Below are 2,381 nucleotides of genomic sequence, written 5' to 3'. Positions count from 1 at the left end.
ATCCTAGATCGGCCTGAAGAGCGCTCGCGCCAAGCGTGATTCGGCCAAGGCCCGGCTCCGCGGCGGTATCGACCCGTCTGCGCGGTCGCGGCATCATTGCCCCGCGACGGCTTCGCAGGCGCCTCACCTGCAAACGACGCCCTGCCCCCTCATCGTGCAGGACGAGGTCATCTGATTGTCGGCACGGGATGGCTGAAAGTCGTTGGCGCCTTGAGGCGCCTGGGGTTGGCCTCCCCACTCCATCGGAGCGCTCTGCTCCGGGCCGGGGAACACGAACCCTCCGCACCCCGTCAGGAGCAGGCAGCACGCGACTGCGAAAAGCTTCTTCATGTTGCACCGCCTCGCAAGGGACTGTCTGGGATCGTGCGACAGATGGCGCTCATCATACCGCGCGCATCGCCTTTCGATAGGGATGATGCGGAGGGTCTGCTCCGCGCGGACGATCGTGCCCGGCTCGGGACGTATCGGCCGATGCCGGCGCCCGGCGGGCCTCTTGCGCATGGCGAGCCGCGGAATTCCTATAAGATTCCTATATTGAGACGCGCCCGCCCGTCTCGAACGGCTATGCCGGCCTCACGATAATCCCCTGCACGGTCGATCCGTCTGCCCACGCCCCTTTCCGCTGGAAAGCAGGCGCGGCGGCAGCCGGGGTTCGCCCGCAATGCCTCGGCCAAAGGGACCACGGCAATGGATATCGTCATGATCGGGCTGGGCCTGGCCTTCTTCGCCGCCTCCCTCGCCTATGTCGCCGCCTGCGACGCACTTTGAGTCGGGGACCGCGCCATGATCCTCGACTACCTCCTCGGTGGGGCCGTGACCGCGATTCTGCTGGTCTACCTCACCTATGCGCTGCTCCGCCCCGAGCGGTTCTGACCACGCTCGGCGCCACCGGAAGCTTTTGCCATGACTCTCTACGGCTGGATCCAGATCCTCGTCTTCTGCGCGCTCGTCGTCGCGCTGACCAAGCCGCTCGGCGGCTATATGACGCGCGTCTTCAACGGCGAGCGCACTGTCCTCTCGCCGCTGTTCGCGCCGGTCGAACGCGGGCTTTATGCCTTGGCCGGCACGCATGGGCGCGAGGAGCAGCATTGGAGCGGCTACGCCGTCGCGCTGCTGCTGTTCAACCTCGCCGGCCTGTTGCTGCTCTACGGGCTGCAGCGCGTCCAGGCTGGGTTGCCGCTGAACCCGGACGGCATGGCGACGGTCGCCCCCGATCTCGCCCTCAACACCGCCGTGAGCTTCGTGACCAACACGAACTGGCAGAACTACGGCGGCGAGAGCACGATGTCCTATCTGACGCAGATGCTCGGCCTCACCGTGCAGAACTTCGTTTCGGCGGCGACCGGCATCGCGATCGCGGTGGCGCTGATTCGCGGCTTCGCCCGTGCCTCGGCCAAGACGGTCGGCAGCTTCTGGGTCGATCTGACCCGCGCCATCCTCTACGTCCTCCTGCCGCTCTGCGTGGTGCTGACGCTGGCCTATGTCGCGCTGGGCATGCCTCAGACGCTCGACGCCGCCGTCACGGCGACGACGCTCGAAGGCGCGCAGCAGACGATCGCGCGCGGCCCCGTCGCCTCGCAGGTCGCGATCAAGATGCTCGGCACCAATGGCGGCGGCTTCTTCAACGCCAATGCCGCCCATCCCTTCGAGAATCCCGACGCCATCTCGAACATGCTCCAGATGGTCTCGATTTTCGCGATCGGCGCGGCCCTCACCAATGTCTTCGGCCGCATGGTCGGCAATGAGCGCCAGGGCTGGGCGATCCTCGCCGCGATGGGCACGCTGTTCATCGCCGGCGTCATCGTCTGCTACTGGGCCGAGGCCGCCGGCAACCCGCTCGTCCAGGCGCTCGGCCTGCAGGGCGGCAATCTCGAGGGCAAGGAAATCCGCTTCGGCATTCCGCTCTCGGCGCTCTTCGCGGTCGTCACCACCGCGGCCTCCTGCGGCGCGGTCAATGCCATGCATGGCAGCTTCACCGCGCTCGGCGGCCTGATCCCGCTGATCAACATGGAGCTCGGCGAGGTCATCGTCGGCGGCGTCGGCGCCGGCTTCTACGGCATCGTGCTCTTCGTCGTGCTGGCGATCTTCGTCGCCGGGCTGATGGTCGGCCGCACGCCGGAATATCTCGGCAAGAAGATCGAGGCCAAGGAGGTCAAGATGGCGATGCTCGCCGTGCTGTGCCTGCCGGCCGGCATGCTGACCTTCACCGCCATCTCCGCGGTGTTGCCGGGCGCTGTCGCCAGCGTCGGCAATAGCGGGCCGCACGGCTTCTCCGAAATCCTCTACGCCTACACCTCGGCGGCGGCGAACAACGGCTCGGCCTTCGCCAGCCTCTCGGCCAACACGCTCTGGTACAACCTCACCCTGGGCATCACCATGCT

General features: G+C 66.9%; 2 protein-coding genes. Both read left to right on the top strand.

Going from position 1 to position 2,381, the window contains the following annotated elements:
* Positions 1-783: 783 nt before the first annotated feature.
* Positions 784-873, top strand: a complete 90-nt coding sequence (locus AB4Y99_RS27075; RefSeq protein WP_038364842.1) for a K(+)-transporting ATPase subunit F — start codon at positions 784-786, stop codon at positions 871-873.
* Positions 874-903: 30 nt separating this feature from the next.
* Positions 904-2,381 (top strand): potassium-transporting ATPase subunit KdpA (gene kdpA / locus AB4Y99_RS27070; RefSeq protein WP_441525514.1); only part of this gene is annotated, 1,478 nt, incomplete at its 3' end.

It is taken from the genome of Allobosea sp. TAB14 (assembly GCF_052113865.1).
Taxonomy (GTDB): Bacteria; Pseudomonadota; Alphaproteobacteria; order Rhizobiales; family Beijerinckiaceae; genus Allobosea; species Allobosea spartocytisi.
The sequence above is the reverse complement of the archived record's forward strand: the minus strand, read 5'-3'. Positions and strand labels throughout refer to the sequence as shown.